The 22,488-nt window shown below is 67.3% G+C and carries 19 protein-coding genes; 7 read left to right on the forward strand and 12 right to left on the reverse strand.

Annotated elements, in window-relative coordinates; genetic code table 11:
- Positions 1-234: 234 nt before the first annotated feature.
- Positions 235-900, forward strand: coding sequence for a heme-binding beta-barrel domain-containing protein (locus VZC37_RS03670; protein ID WP_330431045.1), 666 nt, complete (start codon positions 235-237; stop codon positions 898-900).
- A gap of 15 nt (positions 901-915) precedes the next feature.
- On the opposite strand, the gene VZC37_RS03675 is transcribed toward VZC37_RS03670, so the two are convergent.
- From VZC37_RS03675 to VZC37_RS03700, 6 genes are all read right to left on the reverse strand, one after another.
- Positions 916-2,238, reverse strand: a complete 1,323-nt coding sequence (locus tag VZC37_RS03675) for a hypothetical protein (RefSeq protein ID WP_330431046.1) — start codon at positions 2,236-2,238, stop codon at positions 916-918.
- Between the two features lie 488 nt (positions 2,239-2,726).
- Positions 2,727-4,541 (reverse strand): thiol reductant ABC exporter subunit CydC, encoded by a 1,815-nt coding sequence (gene cydC, locus VZC37_RS03680; protein WP_330431047.1) that lies wholly within the window; start codon positions 4,539-4,541, stop codon positions 2,727-2,729.
- A complete protein-coding gene (gene cydD, locus VZC37_RS03685; RefSeq protein ID WP_330431048.1) occupies positions 4,531-6,279 on the reverse strand; it encodes a thiol reductant ABC exporter subunit CydD in 1,749 nt (582 codons plus the stop codon). Before cydD ends, cydC begins: the two co-directional genes overlap by 11 nt.
- The gene (cydB, locus tag VZC37_RS03690) at positions 6,276-7,358 is read right to left on the reverse strand and encodes a cytochrome d ubiquinol oxidase subunit II (protein ID WP_330431049.1); all 1,083 of its coding nucleotides are present in this window, start codon (positions 7,356-7,358) and stop codon (positions 6,276-6,278) included. Before cydB ends, cydD begins: the two co-directional genes overlap by 4 nt.
- An 11-nt stretch (positions 7,359-7,369) precedes the next feature.
- Positions 7,370-8,926 (reverse strand): cytochrome ubiquinol oxidase subunit I, encoded by a 1,557-nt coding sequence (locus VZC37_RS03695; RefSeq protein ID WP_330431050.1) that lies wholly within the window; start codon positions 8,924-8,926, stop codon positions 7,370-7,372.
- Between the two features lie 301 nt (positions 8,927-9,227).
- Complete coding sequence (locus VZC37_RS03700; protein WP_330431051.1) at positions 9,228-10,097, reverse strand: aminodeoxychorismate lyase; 870 nt, start codon at positions 10,095-10,097, stop codon at positions 9,228-9,230.
- 73 nt (positions 10,098-10,170) lie between these two features.
- On the opposite strand from VZC37_RS03700, the gene ygfZ reads away from it, so the two are divergent.
- From ygfZ to VZC37_RS03715, 3 genes are all read left to right on the forward strand, one after another.
- The gene (ygfZ, locus tag VZC37_RS03705; RefSeq protein WP_330431052.1) at positions 10,171-11,361 is read left to right on the forward strand and encodes a CAF17-like 4Fe-4S cluster assembly/insertion protein YgfZ; all 1,191 of its coding nucleotides are present in this window, start codon (positions 10,171-10,173) and stop codon (positions 11,359-11,361) included.
- Complete coding sequence (locus tag VZC37_RS03710) at positions 11,358-12,026, forward strand: MOSC domain-containing protein (protein ID WP_330431053.1); 669 nt, start codon at positions 11,358-11,360, stop codon at positions 12,024-12,026. Before ygfZ ends, VZC37_RS03710 begins: the two co-directional genes overlap by 4 nt.
- Before the next feature lie 167 nt (positions 12,027-12,193).
- Positions 12,194-12,370, forward strand: a complete 177-nt coding sequence (locus VZC37_RS03715; protein WP_330431054.1) for a DUF3073 domain-containing protein — start codon at positions 12,194-12,196, stop codon at positions 12,368-12,370.
- Between the two features lie 286 nt (positions 12,371-12,656).
- On the opposite strand, the gene purM is transcribed toward VZC37_RS03715, so the two are convergent.
- From purM to VZC37_RS03730, 3 genes are all read right to left on the reverse strand, one after another.
- Positions 12,657-13,778, reverse strand: coding sequence for a phosphoribosylformylglycinamidine cyclo-ligase (gene purM, locus VZC37_RS03720; protein WP_330431055.1), 1,122 nt, complete (start codon positions 13,776-13,778; stop codon positions 12,657-12,659).
- A 171-nt stretch (positions 13,779-13,949) separates the two neighbouring features.
- Positions 13,950-15,527, reverse strand: a complete 1,578-nt coding sequence (gene purF / locus VZC37_RS03725) for an amidophosphoribosyltransferase (RefSeq protein ID WP_330431056.1) — start codon at positions 15,525-15,527, stop codon at positions 13,950-13,952.
- Positions 15,528-15,718: 191 nt separating this feature from the next.
- Positions 15,719-16,132, reverse strand: coding sequence for a sterol carrier family protein (locus tag VZC37_RS03730; protein WP_330431699.1), 414 nt, complete (start codon positions 16,130-16,132; stop codon positions 15,719-15,721).
- 16 nt (positions 16,133-16,148) lie between these two features.
- Between VZC37_RS03730 and VZC37_RS03735 the strand changes: the two genes are divergently transcribed.
- Complete coding sequence (locus VZC37_RS03735; protein WP_330431057.1) at positions 16,149-17,657, forward strand: glutamate-cysteine ligase family protein; 1,509 nt, start codon at positions 16,149-16,151, stop codon at positions 17,655-17,657.
- Between the two features lie 86 nt (positions 17,658-17,743).
- Here the strand turns inward: VZC37_RS03735 and VZC37_RS03740 are convergent, their stop codons facing one another.
- The 3 genes from VZC37_RS03740 to VZC37_RS03750 all read right to left on the reverse strand — a co-directional run bounded on the left by VZC37_RS03740 (position 17,744) and on the right by VZC37_RS03750 (position 20,090).
- Positions 17,744-18,889 carry a thiolase family protein gene (locus VZC37_RS03740; protein WP_330431058.1) on the reverse strand — a complete coding sequence of 382 codons (1,146 nt, stop codon included), beginning with the start codon at positions 18,887-18,889 and terminating at the stop codon, positions 17,744-17,746.
- A gap of 27 nt (positions 18,890-18,916) precedes the next feature.
- A complete protein-coding gene (locus VZC37_RS03745; RefSeq protein ID WP_330431059.1) occupies positions 18,917-19,330 on the reverse strand; it encodes a Zn-ribbon domain-containing OB-fold protein in 414 nt (137 codons plus the stop codon).
- A 139-nt stretch (positions 19,331-19,469) separates the two neighbouring features.
- A complete protein-coding gene (locus VZC37_RS03750) occupies positions 19,470-20,090 on the reverse strand; it encodes a TetR/AcrR family transcriptional regulator (RefSeq protein ID WP_330431060.1) in 621 nt (206 codons plus the stop codon).
- A gap of 266 nt (positions 20,091-20,356) precedes the next feature.
- On the opposite strand from VZC37_RS03750, the gene VZC37_RS03755 reads away from it, so the two are divergent.
- Together VZC37_RS03755 and VZC37_RS03760 are read left to right on the forward strand one after the other, a co-directional pair.
- Positions 20,357-21,643 (forward strand): cytochrome P450, encoded by a 1,287-nt coding sequence (locus tag VZC37_RS03755; protein ID WP_431309346.1) that lies wholly within the window; start codon positions 20,357-20,359, stop codon positions 21,641-21,643.
- The gene (locus VZC37_RS03760) at positions 21,640-22,401 is read left to right on the forward strand and encodes an SDR family NAD(P)-dependent oxidoreductase (protein ID WP_330431062.1); all 762 of its coding nucleotides are present in this window, start codon (positions 21,640-21,642) and stop codon (positions 22,399-22,401) included. Before VZC37_RS03755 ends, VZC37_RS03760 begins: the two co-directional genes overlap by 4 nt.
- Positions 22,402-22,488 lie beyond the last annotated feature (87 nt).

Consider the following 22,488-nt stretch of genomic DNA (forward strand, 5'->3'; position numbering starts at 1 on the left):
GGTTCGCCGGGGGTCTTCTTCGTCATTTCCTACCGTCGAAAGATCTCGACACGCACCTCACTCCGTTCGCCGCCATTACGATCCACGGGTGGCGAGACCGGCCGCGCGGACCGCGTGAGGCTGGCGGTAGAATCCACGCGTGGTCATCTTCTTCGAGATTCTGCTGATCCTGGCGGCAATCCTCATCACCTGGTTCGGCGTCTATGTCCTCTACCGTTTGATCACCGACGAGTCGTGACCTCCGCAGACGCGGACGGCACCGACCCTCGGGAGCGCCCGGCCGGACGACGCTCCGGCGACGAGGCGATCAACTCGGCGGCCGAGCGCGCCAAGGAGACCGGCGCCCGCAACCTCCCCGAATGGGGCGATCTCCCGCTCCCCCACGACACCGCCAATCTGCGCCTGGGTGCCGACCTGCATTCCGGGCTGCTCGCGCTGCTGCCGATGGTGGGTGTGTGGCAGGGCGAGGGCGAGGCGAATGACCCCGACACCGGGACCGATTACCACTTCGCCCAACAGATCATCGTCAGCCACGACGGGCAGAACTTCCTGAACTGGCAGGCACGGTCCTGGGTCATCGACGAGGACGCCCGATTCGTCCGCCCCGACCTCCGCGAGTCCGGCTTCTGGCGCATCGGTGAGGACGACTCCATCGAACTGCTGCTCGCGCACGCCGAGGGGTCGATCGAACTCTTCTACGGCAGCCCACTCACGCAGACGTCATGGGAACTGGCCACCGACGTCGTCATCAAGGCCGACTCCGGACGCCGCACCGGCGGGGCGAAACGGCTGTACGGACTCGTCGAGGACGGTGACCTCGCCTATGTCGAGGAGCGTGTCGACGCGGACGGCGATCTCATCCCACGGCTCTCTGCGAAACTCCGCCGCGTCGTCGGCTGACCTGGCGTTACCGCGTCAGTGATGCGGCAGACGCAGCCAGCGTCGGCGATCCGACCAGGCCAGGTACAAGTTCTTCTTCGGGATCGCGCTGTAGACGACGGTCCCCAACATGATCACCACCGACCCGTAATTGGTCGGCGTTCCCGGTTGACCGGACGAACCCGGGATCACCACGCCCGCCGAGTCGAGCGTCGCGGCACGACCGGGTCGGCTGTCCACCCGCTCCCCCACCACCGAGAACACCTGGCCGGTGTCCGCATCGGCGCAGACGGGGAATGTTCGCTTGCCGTGCGGTGCGATCTCGGCGACGGCGCGGTCCTCGCCGCGGTTGTAGATCACCGCGATCGCCGCATCGCCGGTGTTGCGGATCGTCATGGTGTCCGCACCCGTCCGGTATTGGTAGGTCACCCCGTCGGCCTCGGCATCGAGGTGGACCTGCTCCGGATATCCGCAGTCCCAATCGGCGCTCCACGGCGTCAGATAGTGATGATCGAGGTGATCCCGACGATCCGGGATGGGCAGTGACGTGGGCATCGCCTCACCGTCGACGAACCACAGCACACCGAGAAGCGTTGGGCAGCAATCTGTCCGCGGAGCCTGGACATAGCAGACCTGGTCACCCGGCGGCACCGGGACGCTGTGGCCGGGCTCGGCCACCACGAGGTCGCGGGGTCCGTCGGCCCCGACCGTCAGCACTGCGATCGGACCGTCGCCCCGGTTGTGGATGGCCACCTCTCCACCGACGCGGGTCTGGTGCACACCGTGCGCCATCGGGTCGGCGAAGACGAACGCAGGCGTCTGCGGGACCCCGAAGTCGACGTCGCCGGGCCGCCAGAACCTGGCGTCGGGATCGCGTTCGTCCCAGTCGACCTCGCCGGCGGCCGGGCCGTCGAGGGTGAATTCGGGTTCGTTCTCCCCCGACGCGGATTCGACGATCTGCCCGACCAGCACCGGACGTCCGGCGACACGCTCGGTCTGTAGTGCGTGAAACTCCGCCGTCGGCAGATCCACCGACGCACCCGCCGGCAGGTAGGTGAACACCGCGCCTGCGGTGTCGGGCAGTTCGGGGACCGACAGCACGCCGAGGTCGTCCGCCGACCCGTTGTGCAGGACGATGTGATCGGCACCGGGACCACTGGAGTAGGTCAACCCGGAGACGTGGCCGGTCACGCAGTTGACTGCGCCGTCGTTGGTCCAGTCCGGGTCGTCGGGGGTCAGGAACCGTGCACGAACCTCGTCCTCGACGTGCGGGGCGACCTCACGGGCGGCGGGTGAACGCGTGTCGTGTGCGGTCGGTTCGTCCAGGACGGACACCACGTGAGCGTGTGTCGTGGTCATGGCGGGCTCCCTTGGCGAGTCGGTTGTTCGTGTGTGGTTCGCGTCCCGGTCCGCAACGGATTGGGCCGGTCTGATCGACGCCTGGACCCAGTTCACGCCAGACGAGGATCAGGGGCACGAGTAGTCGACTACTTGAATTAGCGATCGCGGTTGCGGTGAGGCGCGTTACACACCGCCGGATCACGCACCGCGCTGCACCAGGGCCACCGGCGAACGGAAACGGCCCCCGTACCACCCCACGCAGGGGCCGATGCCGATCGGACAGGATCGGGGTACGAGGGCCGGGTGACCATCTGGGATTCGCCGGCACGGACGGTGCGACGTCGCGGAACGGGATCCGATCCGGCGCGCACTCCGTGGAGGTGAATGCCTCGGTCCGCGCTAGCGGATGGTCACCTCACGTGTCCAATAGTCATACAACTTCGAACCACCTCCTTCCTCGTGTACCGACGAAGATACGCCCGGCCGCAGGGACCGGCAACCGGTTTTCAGCCCGCGGAGACCGGATGGAGATCGACCACGCGACATCGCGAATTCTTCGCGGAAAGCTGTTGCGCGGCAGCATGATGCGTGATGATGATGACGATCCGCTGCTCGTCGAAGAGATTCGCCGCAGGCAACACCAGCCGTTCCAGGATCGCCTCGGCGTCGTCGGCGTCGAGGTGTTCGGTCGGCTCGTCGAGCGCGACGACCGGCGCCGGGTGCAGCAACGCCCGGGCCAGCAACAGTCGCCGACGTTGCCCGCCGCTCACCGCTTCCGAACCACCTGCGAGTTCGGTGTCGAGGCCGTGGGGCAGCGTGCGCAGCCAGCCGCCGAGCCCGACCGCATCGAGCGCGTCGACGAGGTCGTCGTCGGTCGCATCGCCCCGCGCGACAAGCAGATTTTCCCGCAGGGTCGTGGAGAACAGGTGACCTTCCTCGGCGTGATAGCAGGTCGCTGCCCGGATGTCCACGCTGTGTCCGTCCGGATCGCGCACGGCGACAGCTCCCGAACAGGGTGCGAGTAGGCCCGCGAGGGTCAGCGCCAGGGTGGACTTGCCCGAACCGCTCGGCCCGACGACGACCAGCCGGTCTCCCGGCGCCAGCCGGCACCGCAATCCGTCGGCCGGCCCCAGCGGCCGGTCGGGTGACCATCCCCAGCGCAGGCCGTCGACCGTCATCGTGACGGGCCCGCGGTGGACGATGCGGTCGGCCGTTGTGTCGGGCTCGGCGGGTTCGGGTTCAGCGGGTTCGGTGTCGGGGGACTTCGATGCGCCCGCGCCGTCGACGAGCGCCATCACGCGCCGAGCACTCTGCCTGCTCCGTTCCAGCTGGATGCCGGCCTCGGTGAGGGGGCCGGTGGACTCGAACGCCGACAACGGCAACAGGATCAGCACGCCGAGGATCATCGGCGTCAGACCTTCGCCCGAGGCCACCGACGCGAGCGATCCCGGCACCGCGGACGCCAGGTGGATGCCGATGAGGCAGGCCGCCACCAGCGACACGCCCATCGACAGCGGCGTCGCGGCACTCGCCGCCGCCTCGTAGCGCAGGCCACGATCGGCCGCAGCGAGCGCGTCGGCGTCGGATCTCCGCGCGGTCGCGAGCACATCGTCGCGCCGCCGGGCCACGATCAACTCCGGGGCGTGCCACAGCGCGGTGACCGTCGCCTCCTCGGAACGCCGAGTGGCCGACGACGAGTCCGCGATGGTGCGTACCGATCCCCGGGCGGCCAGCCACGGGGCCACCAGGCCGCTCACGACGAGGGCCACAGCCAGCACCACCGCCGCCCACCACGACACGAACGCCATGATCACCACCGCCGCCACACTCGTCACGGCTCCGACCGCGATGGGGATGACACCGCGGATTAACGCGTTGCCGATCTCGTCGATGTCGTCGCCGGTCCGTCCGAGCAGGTCGGCGCGGCGCAGGCGCACCGAGTACGCCGGCGACCCGGCGGCCAGCGTCTGATAGACGCGCTCCCGAGCGGTGGCCATCGCACCGAGTGCCAGGTCGTGGGTGGCGAGACGTTCGAGATAGCGGAACACGCCGCGGGAGATGCCGAGCGCGCGGACCGCCGTGATCGATACGGACAGGTACAGCACCGGCGGCATCTGCCACGCCCGCGTGATCAACCACGCCGACAATGCGGCGAGCCCGAGCGCGGACAGCGACCCGCCGACTCCGAGCAGGATCGACTTCGTCAGCGGGCGACCGCGCAGTCCGAGGAAGACGAAGGCCCGACGCAACGGGTCCCCGGAGGATGTGGCCGCGGACTCGGCGGCGTGCTCAGCGGCGGGTCGGGACAGTTCAGTCGACATGGGCACCTCCCCTCACGTCCACGATCGCGTCGGCGAACGACCGCACCAGCGGCTGGTGTGCGATCACAACCACGGTGTCGCCGTCGGCCGCGCGTGCCGACAACGCCTCGAGCACCGCGCGGGCCGACCCCTCGTCGAGATGTGCGGTCGGCTCGTCGAGCAGGACCAGCGGCGCGGGGGAGGCCAGCGTCCGGGTCAGTGCCAGGCGCTGTCGTTGTCCGGCCGACAACCCGACACCACCCGCACCGACCACGGTATCCACACCCGCGGGCAGATCATCGATCACGTCGTCGAAACCTGTTGCGGCACAGGCACGTCGCAGGTCCACTGGGTCGAGTGCACCGAACATCGCGAGATTGTCGGCCACCGTTGCGGGGACGACGACCGGCTGCTGCGGCAGCCACGCGATCTGCTCGTGCAACGCCGCCGGCTCGAGTTCGCCGACCGAGATCGACCCGATCAGCACCGACCCCTCGTCGGGTCTGGCGAGGCCCATGACGGTGAGCAGGGCGGTGGACTTTCCGGCACCGTTCGGGCCGGTGAGCATCGTGAATTGTCCCGGCTCGATCACGGCGTCGAGATGCGCCGGTGCCCAGCCGTCCCGGCCGTGGACGCCGACGTCGAGCAGGGAGATGGCCTGGCCGGCGACCGCGCAGGTCCGGGTACCCGACGTCGCGGCGGACGTATCCGGCTCGGCCTCGATCAGGTCGATCACCTCCCCCGCCGCCACCACCCCGTCGGCGGAGTTGTGGAACTGGGCGCCGACCTGCCGCAGCGGGTGATACGCCTCGGGCGCCAGAATGAGCGCGAGCACCCCCGCGTACAGGCTCATCTCCCCGTACACCAGCCGCAGTCCGATTCCGACGGCCACGAGCGCGACGCACAGGGTGGCGAGCAGTTCGAGCACCGCCCCGGACAGGAACGCGACACGCAGCGCCGACATGGTGCTGCGGGTGTGCGCCCGGCCGAGTTCGGCGACCCGCGCGGCGGGCCCGCGATACCGGTTGAGAGCGCGCAGGGTGGGCAGCCCGGCGATCAGATCGAGCAGCTGCGCCGACAGCCGGCTGGTCGCCTCCAGCTTGCGGGTGGTGCGGTCGCGGGTCATCAGGCCGATCAGCACCATGAACACCGGGATGAGCGGCAGGGTGACGACGATGATGAGCGCCGACGCCAGGTCCGTCAAGGCGATGACCGCGACGACCGTGGGCGTGACGGTCATCGTCACGATCAATGCCGGAAGATAGCCGGACAGATAGGGGCCGAGATCGTCGAGCCCGCGGAGGACCACGGTCGTGGCGTGATCACGGCGCGTCACCAATGTGCGCGGTGAGGTGTGCGCGGGATCCGTGAGTACGTCGAGCGCCCGCGCACGCAGTTGCGCGATCACGCGGGCGGCCGCGCGATGGGCGTAGCGGTCGTGCAGGTAGGTGACGAGTCCGCGTGCGATCAACGCCCCGGCGAGCACGATCAGATGGGTCTGCTGCGCGGCGAACGTCCGGCGGTCCGCGTCGACGATGATCTCGGAGACGATGGACGCCGCCATCGCCGCGGTGACGATGATGGTGACCACCGAGGCGAAGGAGAACAACGCGGTGACGACCACATAGCCACGGGCCACAGATGAATGGCGCAGTAGTCGCGGGTCGATCGGGCCGGACCGACGGGGCGCGGCGGCATCCGACGGCTCGGGGCCGATCTCGACAGCCTGCGTGGACGACCCGGCGATCGGGTTCGTCATTCCGACGGCACGCGCAGCGAGGACAGACCGGTGTTGGCCGGGATCTGCTCTACGGAGATGCGCTTGCGGAACACCCAGTAGCTCCACGCCTGGTAGCCGATGACGACCGGCGTGATCAGCACGGCGGCCCACGTCATCACGGTCAGGGTGTAGTCGCTCGACGACGTGTTGTCGATGGTCAGGTTGAACGCCGGGTCGGTCGACGACGGCAGCACGTTCGGGTAGAGCGCGCCGAAGAGTGTCGCGACGGTACCGCCGACGGCGATGAACGTCGCCGCGAAGGCGATCCCCTCACGTCGCACCTGGGTGGCACCGACCATCACGACGGCAGCGACCGCCGCGATCAGAACCGGAATCCAGGTCCAGCCGTTCCCGTAGGCGAACTGCGTCCACAGCAGGAAGGCCGCGGCGACGACCAGCGTCGGGATGGCCAGCCGCGCCGCGTACTTCATCGAATCCTCGCGCAGGACCCCGGTGGTTTTGAGCGCGAGGAAAACGGCGCCGTAGGTGAGGAAGGCCAGCAGCGTCGTCAGTCCGCCGAGTAGCGCATACGGGTTGAGCAGGTTGAAGAACCCGCCGGTGTACTGGGCGTCGCCGTCGATCGGCAGGCCCCGGATGACGTTCGCGAATGCGACGCCCCACAGGATCGCCGGAATCCATGACCCCAGACCGATCCCCACGTCCGCCCACATGCGCCAGCGCATGTTGTTGATCTTGCCGCGCCATTCGATCGCGCAGACGCGGGTGATGAGTCCCACCAGGATGAGGAACAACGGGAGGTAGAACGCGGTGAACATGGTCGCGTACCAGCCGCCGAACGCGGCGAACATCGCGCCGCCTGCGGTCAGCAACCAGACCTCATTGCCGTCCCAGACCGGGCCGATCGTGTTCAGGATCGCCCGTCGGCGGGCGTCGGGATCGGCGAGTTCCTCGCGCGGACCGACCGATTCGTCGCCGCCGGTGTGGCTGCTGCCGAGGATCGGCATCAGCATGCCGACGCCGAAGTCGAAGCCCTCCAGGACGAAGTAGCCGACGAACAGGATCGCGATGATCAGGAACCAGAACTCGGGCAAACCCATCGGAGATCTCCTCAGTAGGCGAACGAGAGTTGTTTGGGCTCATCGGTATCCGACGGTTCGTCCGGCGGTACCGCATCGTAGGTCGCCGGCCCCTCGATGATGTAGCGGCGCTGCAACATGAACCACACGACGCCGAGCGCGCCGTAGAGGATCGTGAACCCGATGAGCGTGACCCAGACCGTCGCGGCGACATGGTTGGACACACCGTCCTGGACCAGCATGTGAATCCGCAACGGATCTAGATCATCGGCCCAGTTCGGCACCACCACCCACGGCTGGCGTCCCATCTCGGTGAAGATCCAGCCGGAGCTGTTGGCCAGGAACGGCGTCGGGATCATCCACAACGCGAACAGGCCGAACTTGCGTGACTCCACCACCCGCTTCTTGCGGGTCAGCCACAGCGCGGCGAGAGCCAGCGCCGCCGAGCCGAGGGCCCAGGTGATCATCGCGCGGAATCCCCAGTAGGTGACGAAGAGGTTCGGCGCAAAATTCTGGCCGGGCATGTTGAACTGCGCGGCATACTGCTCCTGCAGCTGGTTGACGCCCTGCACCGTGCTGTTGAAGTCGTGATCGGCCAGGAACGACAACATGTTCGGGATCTCGATGACCTGGGTGATGCTGTCGCAGTTGTTCTGCCGGCCGATGGCGAGAACGGAGAACGGCGCGCCGGTCTCGGTGTTGCACAACGACTCCGCCGATGCCATCTTCATCGGCTGCTGTTCGAACATGATCTGGGCCTGGATGTCCCCGGTGATGAACAACGCCACGCCGGACACCATGGTGACCCACAGCGCGAATCTCGTGACCGGGCGCCACATGCCGCGTGCGTCGCTCTCGAGGTCCTCCGGAGTTGCGTCGATGTGGCTGGGCGAGGACGACTTCGGCATCTCGGTGGTGTCGCCGGTCTCGATCGCCTCGCGGAGCTTCCTAGCGCGGTACATGTTGCGGGCCATCCACCAGCAACCGATTGCCGCGACGAATGTACCCGCGGTGAGGAAGGCACCTGCGATGACGTGCGGGAATGCGGCCAGCGTCGTGTTGTTGGTGATGACGGCGACGAAGTCGTTCATCGCCGGGCGGCCGCGTTCCTCGTCCCAGGCCACGCCGACCGGGTGTTGCATCCACGAGTTCGCGGCGATGATGAAGTACGCGGACGCGTTGACGCCGATCGCGGCCAACCAGATACACGCGAGGTGCACGCGGCGCGGCAGCCGGCCCCAGCCGAAGATCCACAGTCCGATGAACGTCGACTCGAGGAAGAAGGCCACCAGCCCCTCGAGTGCCAACGGGGCCCCGAAGACGTCGGCGACGAACCGGCTGTACTCACTCCAGTTCATGCCGAACTGGAACTCTTGCACAATGCCGGTGGCCACACCGAGCGCGAAGTTGATCAGGAAGAGCTTGCCGAAGAATTTCGTGGCCCGCAGCCACTGTTCGTTGCCGGTCACGTGCCAGACCGTCTGCATCACCGCGATCATCGGCGCGAGGCCGATGGTCAGCGGCACCAGGATGAAGTGATAGACGGTGGTGATCCCGAATTGCCACCGAGATACATCAAGAGCGTCCATGTCGCCTCAATCGAGAGTCGGTGCATCGGGCTACGGATGCACGGGCCGGTCCGGGCTGTGCGAACTCCTGACCTCCGAACCCCGCCCTGAGCACTACGAACCGAGAACCACCGGAACCGTGTACACGACAACCGTGGTACTACGAAGCGTAGTAGGGCGTGGCGTCCACGCTACGCTGCACAGATCGTTCGGATCAATCACTTACAGCAATGTCGCACTCGATATTCAATTGTGGGCTGCATCTCGCTTGTCGGCGCGGCGAACCGAATTGCCGCGGAATTTCCCGACTTCGCAATCATTCTCAATCAACGCAAATCGCACGGTCCACCAAATCGACGAATTCGTGGTCGTTCGGTGACAACGGCATGACGTAGCGGTTCAACGACGTCACGCGGGCCGCCAGCGCGACACTGCTGATCAGCCACACCGAGTCCGCTGCGATCAGATCGGCCCGGCGGATCACCTCGGTGCGGGTGGTCCAGCCCTCTTGGGCCGCCGTCTCGAACACCGCCCGCTGGGTGGTGCCCGGCAGAATCCCCGCCTCGGTCGGTGGGGTCGTCAGGGTCCGGCCGGTCACGGTGACCACCGTCGAGCGCGGCCCCTCGAGCACGGCTCCCTCACTGCTCAGGTAGATCACGTCGTCGAACCCGTTGGTGGCCGCATGCCGCAGCGCGGCCATGTTGGTGGCATAGCTCAGGGTCTTGGCGCCCAGCAACTGCCAAGGGGCACGTTCGGCGAGGTCGGTCGAGAAGCCGCGCTCCAGCGTCACCACGGAGATGCCCTCCGACCGGGCGTGCGAGACCCGATCGGCAACGGCGCCGGCCATCACGTAGGCCGTCGGACCCGCGTCGGGAGCGCTCTCCCGGCCGCGGGAGTACACCAGCCGCAGCCACGCCTCGGCGTCACCGTTGTCGGCGGTCCACTGCTTCTCGGCGACCTCGATGGCCTTGGCCCATGCGTCGCGCTCCGGGGTCGGCAGCTCCATCATCTCGGCGCTGCGCGCCAACCGATCGAGGTGCGCGCCCACCTTGCGGGTGCGCCCGGTCCGGATCAGCAACGTCTCGAAGACCCCGTCGCCGCGAAGCGCGGCCAGGTCGTCGGCGTGCAGGAAGGGTTCGTCCGGATCATGCACCGTGCCGTCGAGGGTCACCAGAATCTGCGCTGCAGCCATGGTCCGAGGCTAATGCCGGGCGGCACGGTTGCGCCCCCATCGACGTGTCCGTGTCGACCCGTAGAATCGACACGTGACCGCGTCACCCATTTTGACCAGGTATTCCGACCGAGGCGCCGTGCCCGGTCCCGCACGTTCGGACGATCCGTCCCGGCCCGACACCGTCGATGTCGCCTGGCACTACGGCGATCCGCTCGGCGAGCAGCGGGCGGCCGAGCGCAGCGCCGTCATCGTCGACAGGTCCGATCGAGCGGTGATCGAACTGCCCGGGGCCGAACGCCTGAGCTGGTTGCACACCATCTCCAGCCAGCATGTCGCCACCCTCGCCGACCGCACCAGCGCGGAGAACCTCTCCTTGGACGCCAACGGTCGCGTCGAGGAGCATTTCGTGCTCACTGACATCGACGGCGTCACGTGGATCGACTGCGAAGGCCCGCGGGGCGCGCCGTTGCTGGATTTTCTGACCAAGATGGTGTTCTGGGCCAAGGCCGAGCCGGCCGCCCGTCCGGACATGGCCGTGCTCACCCTCATCGGGCCCGACGTGACGACCGGACCCATCGCCGAACTGCTCGAACTGACGCCCGACGCCGGCGTGTACGCGGCGGGGAGCCTGCCCGAACTTCATCACGAGGACGAGCCGCTCGGGTTCTGGCGGGTGATGCCGTCCCTCGGTGACGGTGCCGGACTGCCGACGGTCGACCTCGTCGTCCCGGAGTACACGGTGGACACGTGGTGGAGTCAGATCGTCGAGGCGGGCGCGCGGATGGCGGGCAGCTGGACGTACGACGCGATGCGCGTGGCCGCGATCCGACCGCGCCTGGGCATCGACACCGACGAACGAACCATCCCGCACGAGGTGAACTGGATCGGCGGACCCGAGGTCGAGGGTGCGGTGCACCTCGACAAGGGGTGCTACCGCGGACAGGAAACGGTCGCGCGCGTGCACAACCTCGGCAAGTCGCCTCGCCGTCTCGTGCTGCTGCACCTCGACGGCAGCACCGACGAACGACCCGTGCCCGGTGATCGTGTGACCGCGCGCGGTCGCGCGGTCGGGCGGGTCGGTACCGTCGTCGATCACTTCGAACTCGGACCCATCGCCCTGGCCCTGGTCAAGCGGTCGGTCGGGGCCGACGTCGACCTGATGGTCGACGGCGAGCACCCGGTGAGCGCCCGCATCGATCCCGACTCGGTCCGCACCGACGACCACGTGCAGGCCGGCCGCGCCGCCGTCGAGCGTCTTCGCGGCGGCGGGAACGGCTCGTGACCGCCGGCTCGGCATCCGAGCAGGTCGGCGACATCGGGAGGGTCTTGGCTGTGTGCGCAGCCGACGACGACGTCGTCCTCGGCAACGTCGGCGCCAGCGGGATCGACAAACGACCACGATCGGGGCGCGTGTCCGTCACCGAGATGGGCCTCGTCACCGATCACGTCGTCGACACCAAGCATCACGGCGGCACCGACCAGGCCGTGTACGCCTACAGCGAACGAGAGGCGCATCGCTGGGCCGACGAGCTCGGCCGCGAGCTCCCCTTCGGCTGGTTCGGTGAGAACCTGCGCATCGATGGACTGCCGATCACCGATGCCATGGTGGGCGAACGATGGGAGGTCGGCGACGACGGGCTCGTCCTCGAGACGACGATCCCCCGCATCCCGTGTCGCACCTTCGCGGCGTGGGCCGGCGAACCGCAGTGGGTGAAGAGATTCCTCGCACGCGCCGACACCGGCGCCTACCTGCGGGTTCTGCATCCGGGCACGGTGGCCGAAGGCGATCGTGTCCGAGTCGTCCATCGACCCGAGCACGGCGTCCGGGTGCGTCATCTCGTCGCCGGCACCGACGCCGACGGGGAACAACTCACCGCGCTCCTCGCCGAGGACGGAATCGCCCCCAAGGTGCAGCGGGAGGCATCGCGGAAGCTCTCCCGCGTCTGAGTGACGCGCGTCCGAACGGCGGATTCGTGTGAGTCGCGGCGTGTACGGCAGGGCGATCCGCATTATCGGGACGAGCGCGCTAAACTGGGTCCCACGACAGATTCATTACCTAGAGAACGGGGCCGCCAAGCGTTTGGCCGCCCCGTCATTGTGCGAGGGGGTCCCATATGGGCCGCGGCCGGGCAAAAGCAAAGCAGACGAAGGTTGCTCGTCAGCTGAAGTATTCCACTCCCAACACCGACTTCGACAGCTTGCAGCGCGAGCTGTCCGGGTCGGAGGACTCGGCGGAGCGCCGGGATTCGGTGGATGAGTGGGCCGACGAGGACGAGTGGCGCCGAGCCTGACGCTCGTTCGCCGTCGGCACACCCTCATACCTCCGCACCTTTCGGTGCGCTCCACGTGAACCACACCTGAGCAGGTGACCGCGGGCTCCGCGCCCGCCTCCGGCACAGGTGTGGTTTCGTGCTGCCCGATCAGCCGGTCGACTAGCCGAGCCCACACGCGACCACCACCCGCCGGTCGAGTAGCCCGATCCACCACCAACCGCCGGTCGAGTAGCCCGAGCCGCTAGGCGAGGGCGTTATCGAGACCTCGGGAGATCGCTCCAGAACCCGATTCGGGCCAGACCGCTCAGAACCGCGGGTGTTCGCCGCTCAGGACGACGCGCGGCAGGTCATGATTCTTCGGCTCCGACGACCGCTTGATGGAACCCAGCACCCAGTTGTCGACGTGACGGGCGGTGAGCACGGCCTGCGCACGCTCGGTGTCCTCGGGCGCCACCACGGCGACCATGCCGACACCCATGTTGAAGGTGCGCTCCATCTCCTCGCGGGCCACGCGGCCGCGTTGCGCGATCAGCGCGAACACCGGCGCAGGCGTCCAGGTCTCGCGCTCCAGTTCGGCGACGAGCCCGGCGGGGATGACCCGGGCCAGGTTCTCGGCCAGGCCACCTCCGGTGACGTGCGCGAAGGTCCGCACATCCGTCTCGGCGGCCAGTGCCAGACAGTCCCGCGCGTAGATCCGGGTCGGTTCGAGCAGTTCCTCGCCGAGCGAACGCCCGAACTCCTCGACGTGGCCGGCCAGGTCCATGTGCCCCCACTCGAGCAGCACCTTGCGCGCCAGCGAGTATCCGTTGGAATGCAGTCCCGACGAACCCATCGCGATGACGACGTCACCGGGCCGGACGCGCTCGGGTGAGAGGATCTGGTCGGCCTCGACGACGCCGACCGCGGTCGCGGACAAGTCGTAGTGGTCCTCGTCCATCAGGCCCGGGTGCTCGGCGGTCTCCCCGCCCAGCAGCGCGCATCCCGCGTCCACGCAGCCGTCGGCGATCCCGGCCACGATCTGCGCCACGGTCTCCGGGACGACCTTGCCGACCGCCACGTAGTCCTGCAGGAACAGCGGCTCGGCGCCGCACACCACGAGATCGTCGACGCACATCGCGACGAGGTCACGTCCGACGGTGTCGTGCTTGTTCATCGCCTGAGCGATGGCCAGTTTGGTGCCGACGCCGTCGCTGGCTGCGGCCAACACCGGTTCCCGATAGTTGCCCTTCAGCGCGAACAGTCCGGAGAATCCGCCGAGGCCGCCCATCACCTCCGGCCGCGACGCGCGTTTGGCATGTGGCGCGAAGAGTTCGACGGCGCGCTCGCCGGCGTCGATGTCGACACCTGCCGAGGCGTAGGAGAGACCGTCCTCCGCGGTGTGACGGTCGTTGGCCGGACTACCGGCAGCCGAATCCCGATCGGACATCTGGCGGAGCACCCCTTGTCGAAATCCAGGTGGTCGGACCTCCGGGTGTCGGAGTTTCCGTCGTAGTTCGGTCGGCTCGCGCCCGAGTGTCACCCGCGAGTCCCGACCCCGAATACGCTACCCGACACCGGTGTGCCCGCATCGGTCGGTGGCAGACGCCGAGCCGAGCAGTCAGGGGCGCATCACCGCACTGACGTTGTCGTTGGACGCCGTCAGCGGATCACGGCTGTCTCCGGCGGCACTGGCCAGCATCTGCTCGAGGACGGCCTTGCCCATCGAGGTCTCTTTCGGCAGCTCGATCGGGTAGTCACCGTCGAAGCAGGCCGCGCACAGGTTGTCGGCGGACTGCTCGGTGGCGGCGATCATCTCGTCGATACCGATGTAGCCGAGCGAGTCGGCACCGATGGCCTGCCGGACACCTTCGACCATCCCCTCCTCGGACTCCATGCCGTTGGCGATCAACTCGGCCGGCGACGCGAAATCGATGCCGTAGAAGCAGGGCCACCGCACCGGGCTGGACGCGATGCGGACGTGCACCTCGGCGGCGCCCGCCTCCCGGAGCATCCGGATCAGGGCGCGCTGGGTGTTGCCGCGGACGATCGAATCATCCACCACGACAAGCCGTTTGCCGCGAATGACCTCTTTGAGCGGATTGAGCTTGAGCCGGATGCCGAGCTGACGGATCGTCTGCGACGGCTGGATGAAGGTGCGACCCACGTAGGCGTTCTTCATCAGGCCCTGGCCGTAGGGAATCCCCGATTCCTGCGCGTAGCCGACGGCGGCGGGCGTGCCCGATTCGGGCACCGGGATCACCAGATCACCGTCTGCGGGATGTTCGCGCGCAAGGCGTCGGCCGATCTCGACGCGGGTCGAGTGCACCGACCGCCCGTGGATCACGCTGTCCGGGCGGGCCAGATAGACGTATTCGAAAACGCAGCCACGCGGCTCCGGCTCGGCGAACCGCGAGCTGCGCACTCCGTCGGCGTCGATGGCGAGCAGTTCGCCGGGCTCGATGTCACGGACGAACGACGCGCCGACGATGTCGAACGCCGCGGTTTCCGACGCCACGACCCAGCCGCGATCGAGACGACCCAGCGACAGCGGGCGAACCCCGTGCGGATCGCGAGCCGCGTAGAGCGTGTGCTCGTCCATGAACGTGAGACAGAAGGCGCCCTTGAGCCGCGGCAGCAGATCCATCGCCGCCTGCTCGATGGTGCTGTCGGCCGCGCCATGGGCCAGGAGCGCGCCGACGAGATCGGAGTCCGACGTCGCGGCCGAACTCATCACACCGAGCGAGCGGGCGCGGCTGGCGAGATCGGCGGTGTTGACCAGATTGCCGTTGTGCCCCAGCGCCACCCCGGTCCCGGCGGTGGTGGTGCGGAAGATCGGCTGGGAGTTCTCCCACGTGGTGGAACCCGTGGTGGAGTACCGACAGTGCCCGATCGCGACATGGCCGACCATCGCACCCAGAGTCTGTTCGTCGAAGACCTGACTGACCAGGCCGAGGTCCTTGAACACCAGGACCTGCGAACCGTCGCCGACGGCGATGCCGGCGGCTTCCTGCCCGCGATGCTGCAGGGCATAGAGGCCGTAGTAGGAGAGCTTCGCAACATCCTCGCCGGGCGCCCACACACCGAACACACCGCATTCCTCGCGGGGCTCGTTCTCGGTCTCGTCAGAGATCCGCGCCGTTCCGCAGGTACGCGAGGAAGTGAGGAGGTTCTTGCTGGCGATCGACAAGTCGGTCATGCGGGGTGCGCTCCCTGGTGCGGTACGGGTTCACGACATGGCAACACGTTGACGGGCTGAAACATCGACGGTTGGGAGATACCTGCAGTTTACCGGTCGGTAGCCGGCGATTGCGAATCATGCAGCGGTGCGCCGGGTCGGGATATTCCGAGGTGTGAGGCATCGCACCGTCACGGTCCTGCGCCGTCGTGTCATGCCGGGGTGCCGCGGTCGAGCGGGATGATCGGCAGCAGGTCCGCGATCGCCGGTGCCCGGTGCCCCGATGCACTGACCTGTCCGCCCGCGACCGCGTCGTCGAGATCCTGGAGCCCCGTCGCCAGCAGCAGCCAGACGCGCGGAACGGTCTCGATCACGTTCGGCGGCGTCCCACGCGTGTGCCGGGGACCCTCGATGCACTGCACCGCCACGAACGGCGGCACCCGCACCTCCACGGAGTTGCCGGGCGCGAGTTGGGCGAGACTCCGGGCGGTGAGCCGCACGGCGGCGGCAAGCTCGGCGCGTGACGGTTCGTTCGCCGAATCGTCGAGCAGCCACGGAGCCACCGCCATCACCGAGGCGCGCACCTCGACCGGATCGATCGGTTTGCGCGCTGCCACGCCGACCATCATGCACCATTGATCCATGGGAACCGACGTGGCCAAACGGGAGTTCACCGGCGCCGACCGCGTGCAGTTCCGGCGGCAGGTCAGCCGGGGTACCGAGGCCATCGCCCGGATGCTCGCCGACGGTCTGTTCACCGATCAGGGCGAGCCACCCGAACCACTGCTCGGGATGGAGGTCGAACTCAACCTCGTCGACGACGAGATGAACCCGGCGATGGCCAACGCGACGGTGCTCGACGCCATCGCCGACCCCGACTACCAGACCGAACTCGGGCAGTTCAACATCGAGATCAACGTTTCGCCGCGGCCGTTCGTCACCGACGACACGATCTCGCTCGAACAGGCATTACGCACGTCGCTCAACCGCGCCGAGGACCGCGCGTCGCGCACCGACAACCACCTGGTGATGATCGGGATGCTGCCCACCCTCACCCACGAGCACTTCGCTCATCAATGGATATCGGCGAACCCCCGCTACGACCTGCTGAACAGGCAGATCTTCGCTGCACGCGGCGAGGACATCGAAATCGACATCAGCGGCATCCCGCTGGGCGAGCACCATCCGACCGAACGGCTGCACACCACCACGGATTCGATCCTGCCGGAAGCCGCGTGCACGTCGTTGCAGCTGCATCTGCGCGTCGCCCCGGAGGACTTCGCGGCGTACTGGAATGCCGCGCAGAGCATCGCCGGGGTGCAGGTGGCGCTGGCCGGCAATTCCCCGTTCCTGGCGGGGACCTCGCTCTGGCACGAGAGCCGAATCCCGGTGTTCGAGCAGGCCACCGATACGCGCCCGCTCGAATTGAAGAACCAGGGCGTGCGACCCCGGGTCTGGTTCGGCGAACGGTGGATCAACACGATCTTCGATCTGTTCGAGGAGAACACCCGCTACTTTCCCGCGCTGTTGCCGGTCGCCAGTGACACCGACCCGATCGACGAGCTCGACGACGGCCGGATCCCGGCTCTCGACGAACTCCGGCTGCACAACGGCACCGTGTACCGCTGGAACCGGCCGGTCTACGACGTCGTCGACGGGCGAGCCCACCTGCGCGTCGAGAACCGGGTGCTGCCCGCGGGGCCGACGGTTGTCGACACGATGTCGAACGCCGCCTTCTATTACGGAGTGGTCCGCGGGCTCGTCGAATCCGATCGCCCACTCTGGTCGCAGATGTCGTTCAACGCCGCGGCCGAGAACCTGCAGTCCGGTGCGCGTGCAGGTCTGGAGGCGCAACTGTACTGGCCGAACGTCGGCTGGGTGCGACCCGACGAACTGACCCTGCGCCGATTGCTCGACCTCGCCGACGTGGGACTGCGGGCCTACGGAGTGTCGGGCAAAGCCCGTGCCCGGTACCTGTCGGTGATCGAAGGCCGGTGCATCACGCACCAGACCGGATCGGTCTGGCAACGCAAGGCCGTGGTCGCCCGCGAGGACGCCGGCGAGACCCGAGAACAGGCGTTGCGCGGAATGTTGCGTGACTACGTCACCCTCATGCACGAAGGGGAACCGGTGCACACCTGGTCGCTCTGAGTATCCCTGAGGTGCAACGAGCGACGACCGCCCTCCCGCTCCCTGAGGTGCGAGGAGCGCAAGCGACGAGCCCGAAGGGCGAACCCTCAGAGCGACACGATCGTCGCCGAGGCCGTCCCCGGGGCGCCGTAGACCTGGGCGAGTCCGACTTTCGGTTTTCCGGGAACCTGCCGGTCACCCGCCTCACCGCGGAGCTGCCGGACGAGTTCGTGCATCTGCCGTAGGCCCGATGCGCCGATCGGCTCGCCGTTGGCGATCAGTCCGCCGTCGGTGTTCACCGGGATCGATCCGGTGATCTCGGTCGCGCCGTCGGAGAGCAGTTGCTCCTGTTCACCGTCTTTGCAGAGGCCCGTCTCGGCCATGTGGATGACCTCGGCGCCGGCGTCGGTGTCCTGTAGCTGGGCGATGTCGACGTCCTCCGGCCCGATCCCGGCCCGCTCGTAAGCGGCGCGTGCGGCGTACACGGTCGGCGACACATCCTCTTCGATCGGCGCCGACGTGGCGTGGACCTCATAGGCGCCGTACCTACGTGTGCGGATCTCGCTGGCGCGCAGGAACACCGGCTTGTCGGTGAACTTGTGCGCGATGTCGCCCCGGCACATGATGACCGCGGCGGCACCCTCGTCGGGCGAGCAGAACATGTACTGTGTGAGCGGGTAATTCACCATCTGCGAGTTGAGGATCGTGTCCTCGGGGATCGGGGTGCGCCGGAAGGCGTTCGGGTTGCGTTCCCCGTTCCGGAAGTTCTTCGCGGCGACCTTGGCCAGCGTCGCCTGGGAGATGTTGTGATCGTGGATGTAGCGATTCGCCTTCATCCCGAAGAACTTGGTCGTGAGGAACTGGCCGTTCTCCGCATACCATTGCGGCAGGGCCAGTTTGGCCGGATTGTCAGTGAACGCACCACGCGGGTGTTTGTCCATCCCGACGGCGATGCCGATGTCGTAGGTACCCAGCCGGATCGTGTCGGCCGTCTGCTGGATCGCGCTGGCCGAGGTGGCACAGGCGTTGAACACGTTGGTGAACGTGATCCCGGTGAGCCCGACGAGGCGGGTGACGGCGTCGGGATTGGAGATCTCGTAGCTGCCGCCGAATCCGAACTGGATGTCCTTCCATTCGACCCCGGCGTCGGTGAGCGCGAGGTGAATCGCCTCGGCACCCATCTGCATCGCCGTCTTGTCGAATCGGCCGAAGGGATGGAGCCCGACGCCGATGATGGCTACGTCGTTCGACATTGTTGATCCTCTCGTGTGCAGCGCGGGTCAGGCCGGGGCGAACGCGTAGGTGACGATCTCCTCGCCGTCGGCATCGGTCGCGAAGGGGATCATCGTCAGCTCGACCTTCTGACCGAAGTCCAGTGCGGCAGGGTCACTTTCAGTGAGGCGCCCCTCGACGCGAACGACGCCGTCGAGTTCCACCAGGCCGACCCCGAACGGCGAGAAGTCGTCGCCCACCGGGCCGATGTAAGGAGCCCCGGGCGGGAAGCCCTGCACCGTCCACGCGACGAGGGTCCCCGTCCGCGGCAGCAGCTTCTCGGCCATACCGATCGATCCGCACTTCGGACAGCAGTCCTGCGCCGGGAACGTGACGAACTCGCACTTGCCACATGCGCTACCGATCAGCTGCGCATTCTCCTCCGGCCACGTCGAGATCTCCGGCGCCAGCGCCTTCGCCATGTGGAATCCCCTCACTCAGTAGAACAGTTTGTTCTCCGTGAGAGTACCCGTCGTTTCCGAAAATGGAAACATCATTCTCACACTCGTCGACCGACCTCGACGCTCCTGGGTCGACGACGTGTCGCCGCAGCGCCTGACCTCAGCCCACGAACGGTGCCGGCTCGGAATATTGTTGCCTCGGCTCACCTTCCAACTCGGTGAGGTAGCTCTCGACGAACGCGAACGTCTCGCGATGACCGTCCGAGAAGCCGAGCGACTCCTCCATCATGACCACCCTGGACACGCTCGTCATCAGGACGATCGCCACGGCCGCGGGAAGACGTTCGGTGTCGACGCCGTAGGAGGGCAGCAACTCCTCGAAGGCATCCTGGGCCTCTTTGCGCAGTTCAGCGGAGTATCGGGCGATCTCCGCCCGCAGCTGTTTGCGATGGTTCGCCAACGCGAGGAGTTCGGTGGTGAACTTCGCGACCGTCGGCTCGACGCTGAACTGCCAGAGTGCCCACAGTGGCTGAGGAGATCGAAGTAGCGCGCGCTGATACTCGAGACCGTCCTGCGCGCGACGCCGGAACATTTCGAGAAACAGTTCGTCCATCGTCCGGAAGTAGTAGTGAACGAGTTGCGGCTTCAACCCGGCGGCGTCCGCAACTCTTCTGGAAGAGACTGCGGCATAACCCTTTTCCATCATCAGACGCTCCGCGGCGTCCAGCAGGAGCGCTCGATTCCTGGCGTCGGGGGACCCGACCCTCCGTCCCACTCCCACGCGTCACCTCTCATTTCGGATCGGCCCACTGTAGCCCGATCGGACGATCCCAAACCGAACCGATGTGATCTTGACCTCACTTCTGTGATCGTGGTAACTGTAATCACATGTGCTGAGCGAGTGCACAGCAAACGGCCCAATCCCCCGCTTCAGACCCCAGAGGGATTTGCCCACCTGAGAACGTGATTTCTGCATTCGAGAATGACGCCAGTCAACGACTGATCGACGAGGTCCGAGGAGGCCGCATGAGTGAACTCAAGGATTCGGTGAGCGAACTGTCCGAGCTCAATTACTTCACGTCCGAGGAGCTCGTACCCGACCCGTACCCGTACTACGAGGAACTCCGCAGCAAGGGGCCCATCACCCGCGAACCGCATATGGGTGTGTATGCGATCACCGGCCATGCCGAAGCGGTCGCCGTACTCAAGGACACGGAGAACTTCTCCTCGTGCATCTCCGCGACCGGCCCCTTCCCGGGCCTGCCGTTCAGCCCGGACGGCGACGACATCAGCGCCCAGATCGAGGCGCACCGCGCCGAGTTCCCGCTGTACGAGCACATGGTCACGATGGACCCGCCCGACCACACCAAGGCACGTAGCCTCCTGAGCCGCCTCCTGACACCGAGGCGCATCCGGGAGAACGAAGAGTTCATGACCCGCTTGTGCGACCGGTACATCGACACGTTCATCGACAGCGGTCACTGCGAGCTGATGAACAACTACGCGAAACCGTTCTCGCTGCTCACGATCGCCGACTTCCTCGGAGTGCCCGAGGAGGACCACGAGGAGTTCCGGATCGCCCTGGGCGCACCCCGGCCCGGTGCTCGTCCCGGCGCGCTCGATCTCGAGGTCATGGCCGACAATCCGCTGCAGTGGCTCGACGACAAGTTCAGCGCCTACATCGAGGACCGTCGACGCGAACCGCGCGGTGACGTCCTCACCGGGCTCGCCGAGGCCAAGTACAAGGACGGCGCAACACCCGAGGTGATCGAGGTGGTCCGGACGGCCACCTTCCTCTTCGCCGCCGGCCAGGAGACCACGACGAAACTGATCAGCGCGGCATTGCGGTTCATCGGCGAACGGCCGGAGCTCCAGCAGAAACTGCGTGACGACCCGGATCTCATCCCGCTGTTCGTCGAGGAAACGCTTCGGATGGAGAGCCCGGTCAAGAGCGCATTCCGGGTCGCCCGCCGCGACACGACCATCGGCGACGTGCCGATCCCGATCGGGACCACGGTGATGATCTGCCCGGGTGCGGTGAACCGCGACCCTGATCACTTCCCCGAACCGAACGATCTCGACCTCGACCGGACCAATGTCCGCGAGCAACTCGCGTTCGGCCGCGGAATCCATTCGTGCCCGGGCGCTCCCCTCGCCCGCGTCGAAGGCCGCGTGACGATCGAGAAGTTCCTCGAGCGCATGGATGACATCCGGGTCTCGACCGAACACCACGGGCCGTCCGGCGATCGGCACTACGAGTACGAGCCGACCTACATCCTGCGCGGCATCACCAGCCTCCATCTCGAGTTCACCCCGAAGGGCGAGAAGTCATGACGGAGCGGGCCTCTGCCGGCCGGGTCGCGGTGGTCACCGGCGGTGGCTCCGGCATCGGGCAGGCGGTCGCCGAACATCTCAGTTCGGCGGGCCATCGGGTCGCGGTGCTCGACATCAACGGCGACGCAGCCGAATCGGTGGCGCGGCGGCTGAACTCCGACGGCGGCGAGTCCATCGCCGTGGCCGTCGACGTCGCCGACCGCACGGATGTGGACAAGGCGGCCGGCATGGTGCGCGAGAGGTTCGGCCCGGTCGAGATCCTGGTGACCAGCGCCGGGATCGAGGCACAGTCTCCGTACACCGACATCTCCCAGGAGGACTGGGATCGCCTCATCGCCGTGAACCTGACCGGGACGTTCAACTGCACGCAGTCGATGATCCCCGACATGCAGGCCGGCGGCTGGGGACGGATTGTCACCATCTCGTCCTCCAGCGCGCAGTCGGGTGCCCCCGAGCGGGCCCACTACGTGGCCTCGAAGGGCGGGGTTATCGCACTGACCAAGGCCCTCGCGTTCGAGTACTCGCCGCAGGGCATCACCGCGAACACCATCCCGCCGTCGATCATCGCAACTCCGATGGCCGAAGCCGGGGTGAAGGCCGGACACATCCCGAAACTGGAGGATCTGGCGGCGATGACCCCGGTCCGGCGCGCCGGTATGCCCGACGACATCGCGGCAGCGGCGGCGTTCTTGTGTTCCGACCATGCCGGATTCATCACCGGTCAGGTGATCGGCGTGAACGGCGGTTGGTACATCTGACATCCGTTTGACCACGCTCGCGCACGACCGGCGGTGTCCGGGCACCCCTCGGACACCGCTCCCGCGCACGGCCGACATCGACGGTCG

It is taken from the genome of Gordonia sesuvii (assembly GCF_036350415.1).
In the GTDB taxonomy this organism is placed as follows: domain Bacteria; phylum Actinomycetota; class Actinomycetes; order Mycobacteriales; family Mycobacteriaceae; genus Gordonia; species Gordonia sesuvii.

Bases quoted from the DNA above. Each gene is read 5' to 3' on its own strand.
- VZC37_RS03675 (WP_330431046.1), bottom strand. From the start codon at position 2,238: ATGACCACGACACACGCTCACGTGGTGTCCGTCCTGGACGAACCGACC.
- cydC (WP_330431047.1), bottom strand. From the start codon at position 4,541: ATGTCGACTGAACTGTCCCGACCCGCCGCTGAGCACGCCGCCGAGTCC.
- cydD (WP_330431048.1), bottom strand. From the start codon at position 6,279: ATGACGAACCCGATCGCCGGGTCGTCCACGCAGGCTGTCGAGATCGGC.
- cydB (WP_330431049.1), bottom strand. From the start codon at position 7,358: ATGGGTTTGCCCGAGTTCTGGTTCCTGATCATCGCGATCCTGTTCGTC.
- VZC37_RS03695 (WP_330431050.1), bottom strand. From the start codon at position 8,926: ATGGACGCTCTTGATGTATCTCGGTGGCAATTCGGGATCACCACCGTC.
- VZC37_RS03700 (WP_330431051.1), bottom strand. From the start codon at position 10,097: ATGGCTGCAGCGCAGATTCTGGTGACCCTCGACGGCACGGTGCATGAT.
- VZC37_RS03715 (WP_330431054.1), top strand. From the start codon at position 12,194: ATGGGCCGCGGCCGGGCAAAAGCAAAGCAGACGAAGGTTGCTCGTCAG.
- purM (WP_330431055.1), bottom strand. From the start codon at position 13,778: ATGTCCGATCGGGATTCGGCTGCCGGTAGTCCGGCCAACGACCGTCAC.
- purF (WP_330431056.1), bottom strand. From the start codon at position 15,527: ATGACCGACTTGTCGATCGCCAGCAAGAACCTCCTCACTTCCTCGCGT.
- VZC37_RS03730 (WP_330431699.1), bottom strand. From the start codon at position 16,132: ATGGTCGGCGTGGCAGCGCGCAAACCGATCGATCCGGTCGAGGTGCGC.
- VZC37_RS03735 (WP_330431057.1), top strand. From the start codon at position 16,149: ATGGGAACCGACGTGGCCAAACGGGAGTTCACCGGCGCCGACCGCGTG.
- VZC37_RS03740 (WP_330431058.1), bottom strand. From the start codon at position 18,889: ATGTCGAACGACGTAGCCATCATCGGCGTCGGGCTCCATCCCTTCGGC.
- VZC37_RS03745 (WP_330431059.1), bottom strand. From the start codon at position 19,330: ATGGCGAAGGCGCTGGCGCCGGAGATCTCGACGTGGCCGGAGGAGAAT.
- VZC37_RS03760 (WP_330431062.1), top strand. From the start codon at position 21,640: ATGACGGAGCGGGCCTCTGCCGGCCGGGTCGCGGTGGTCACCGGCGGT.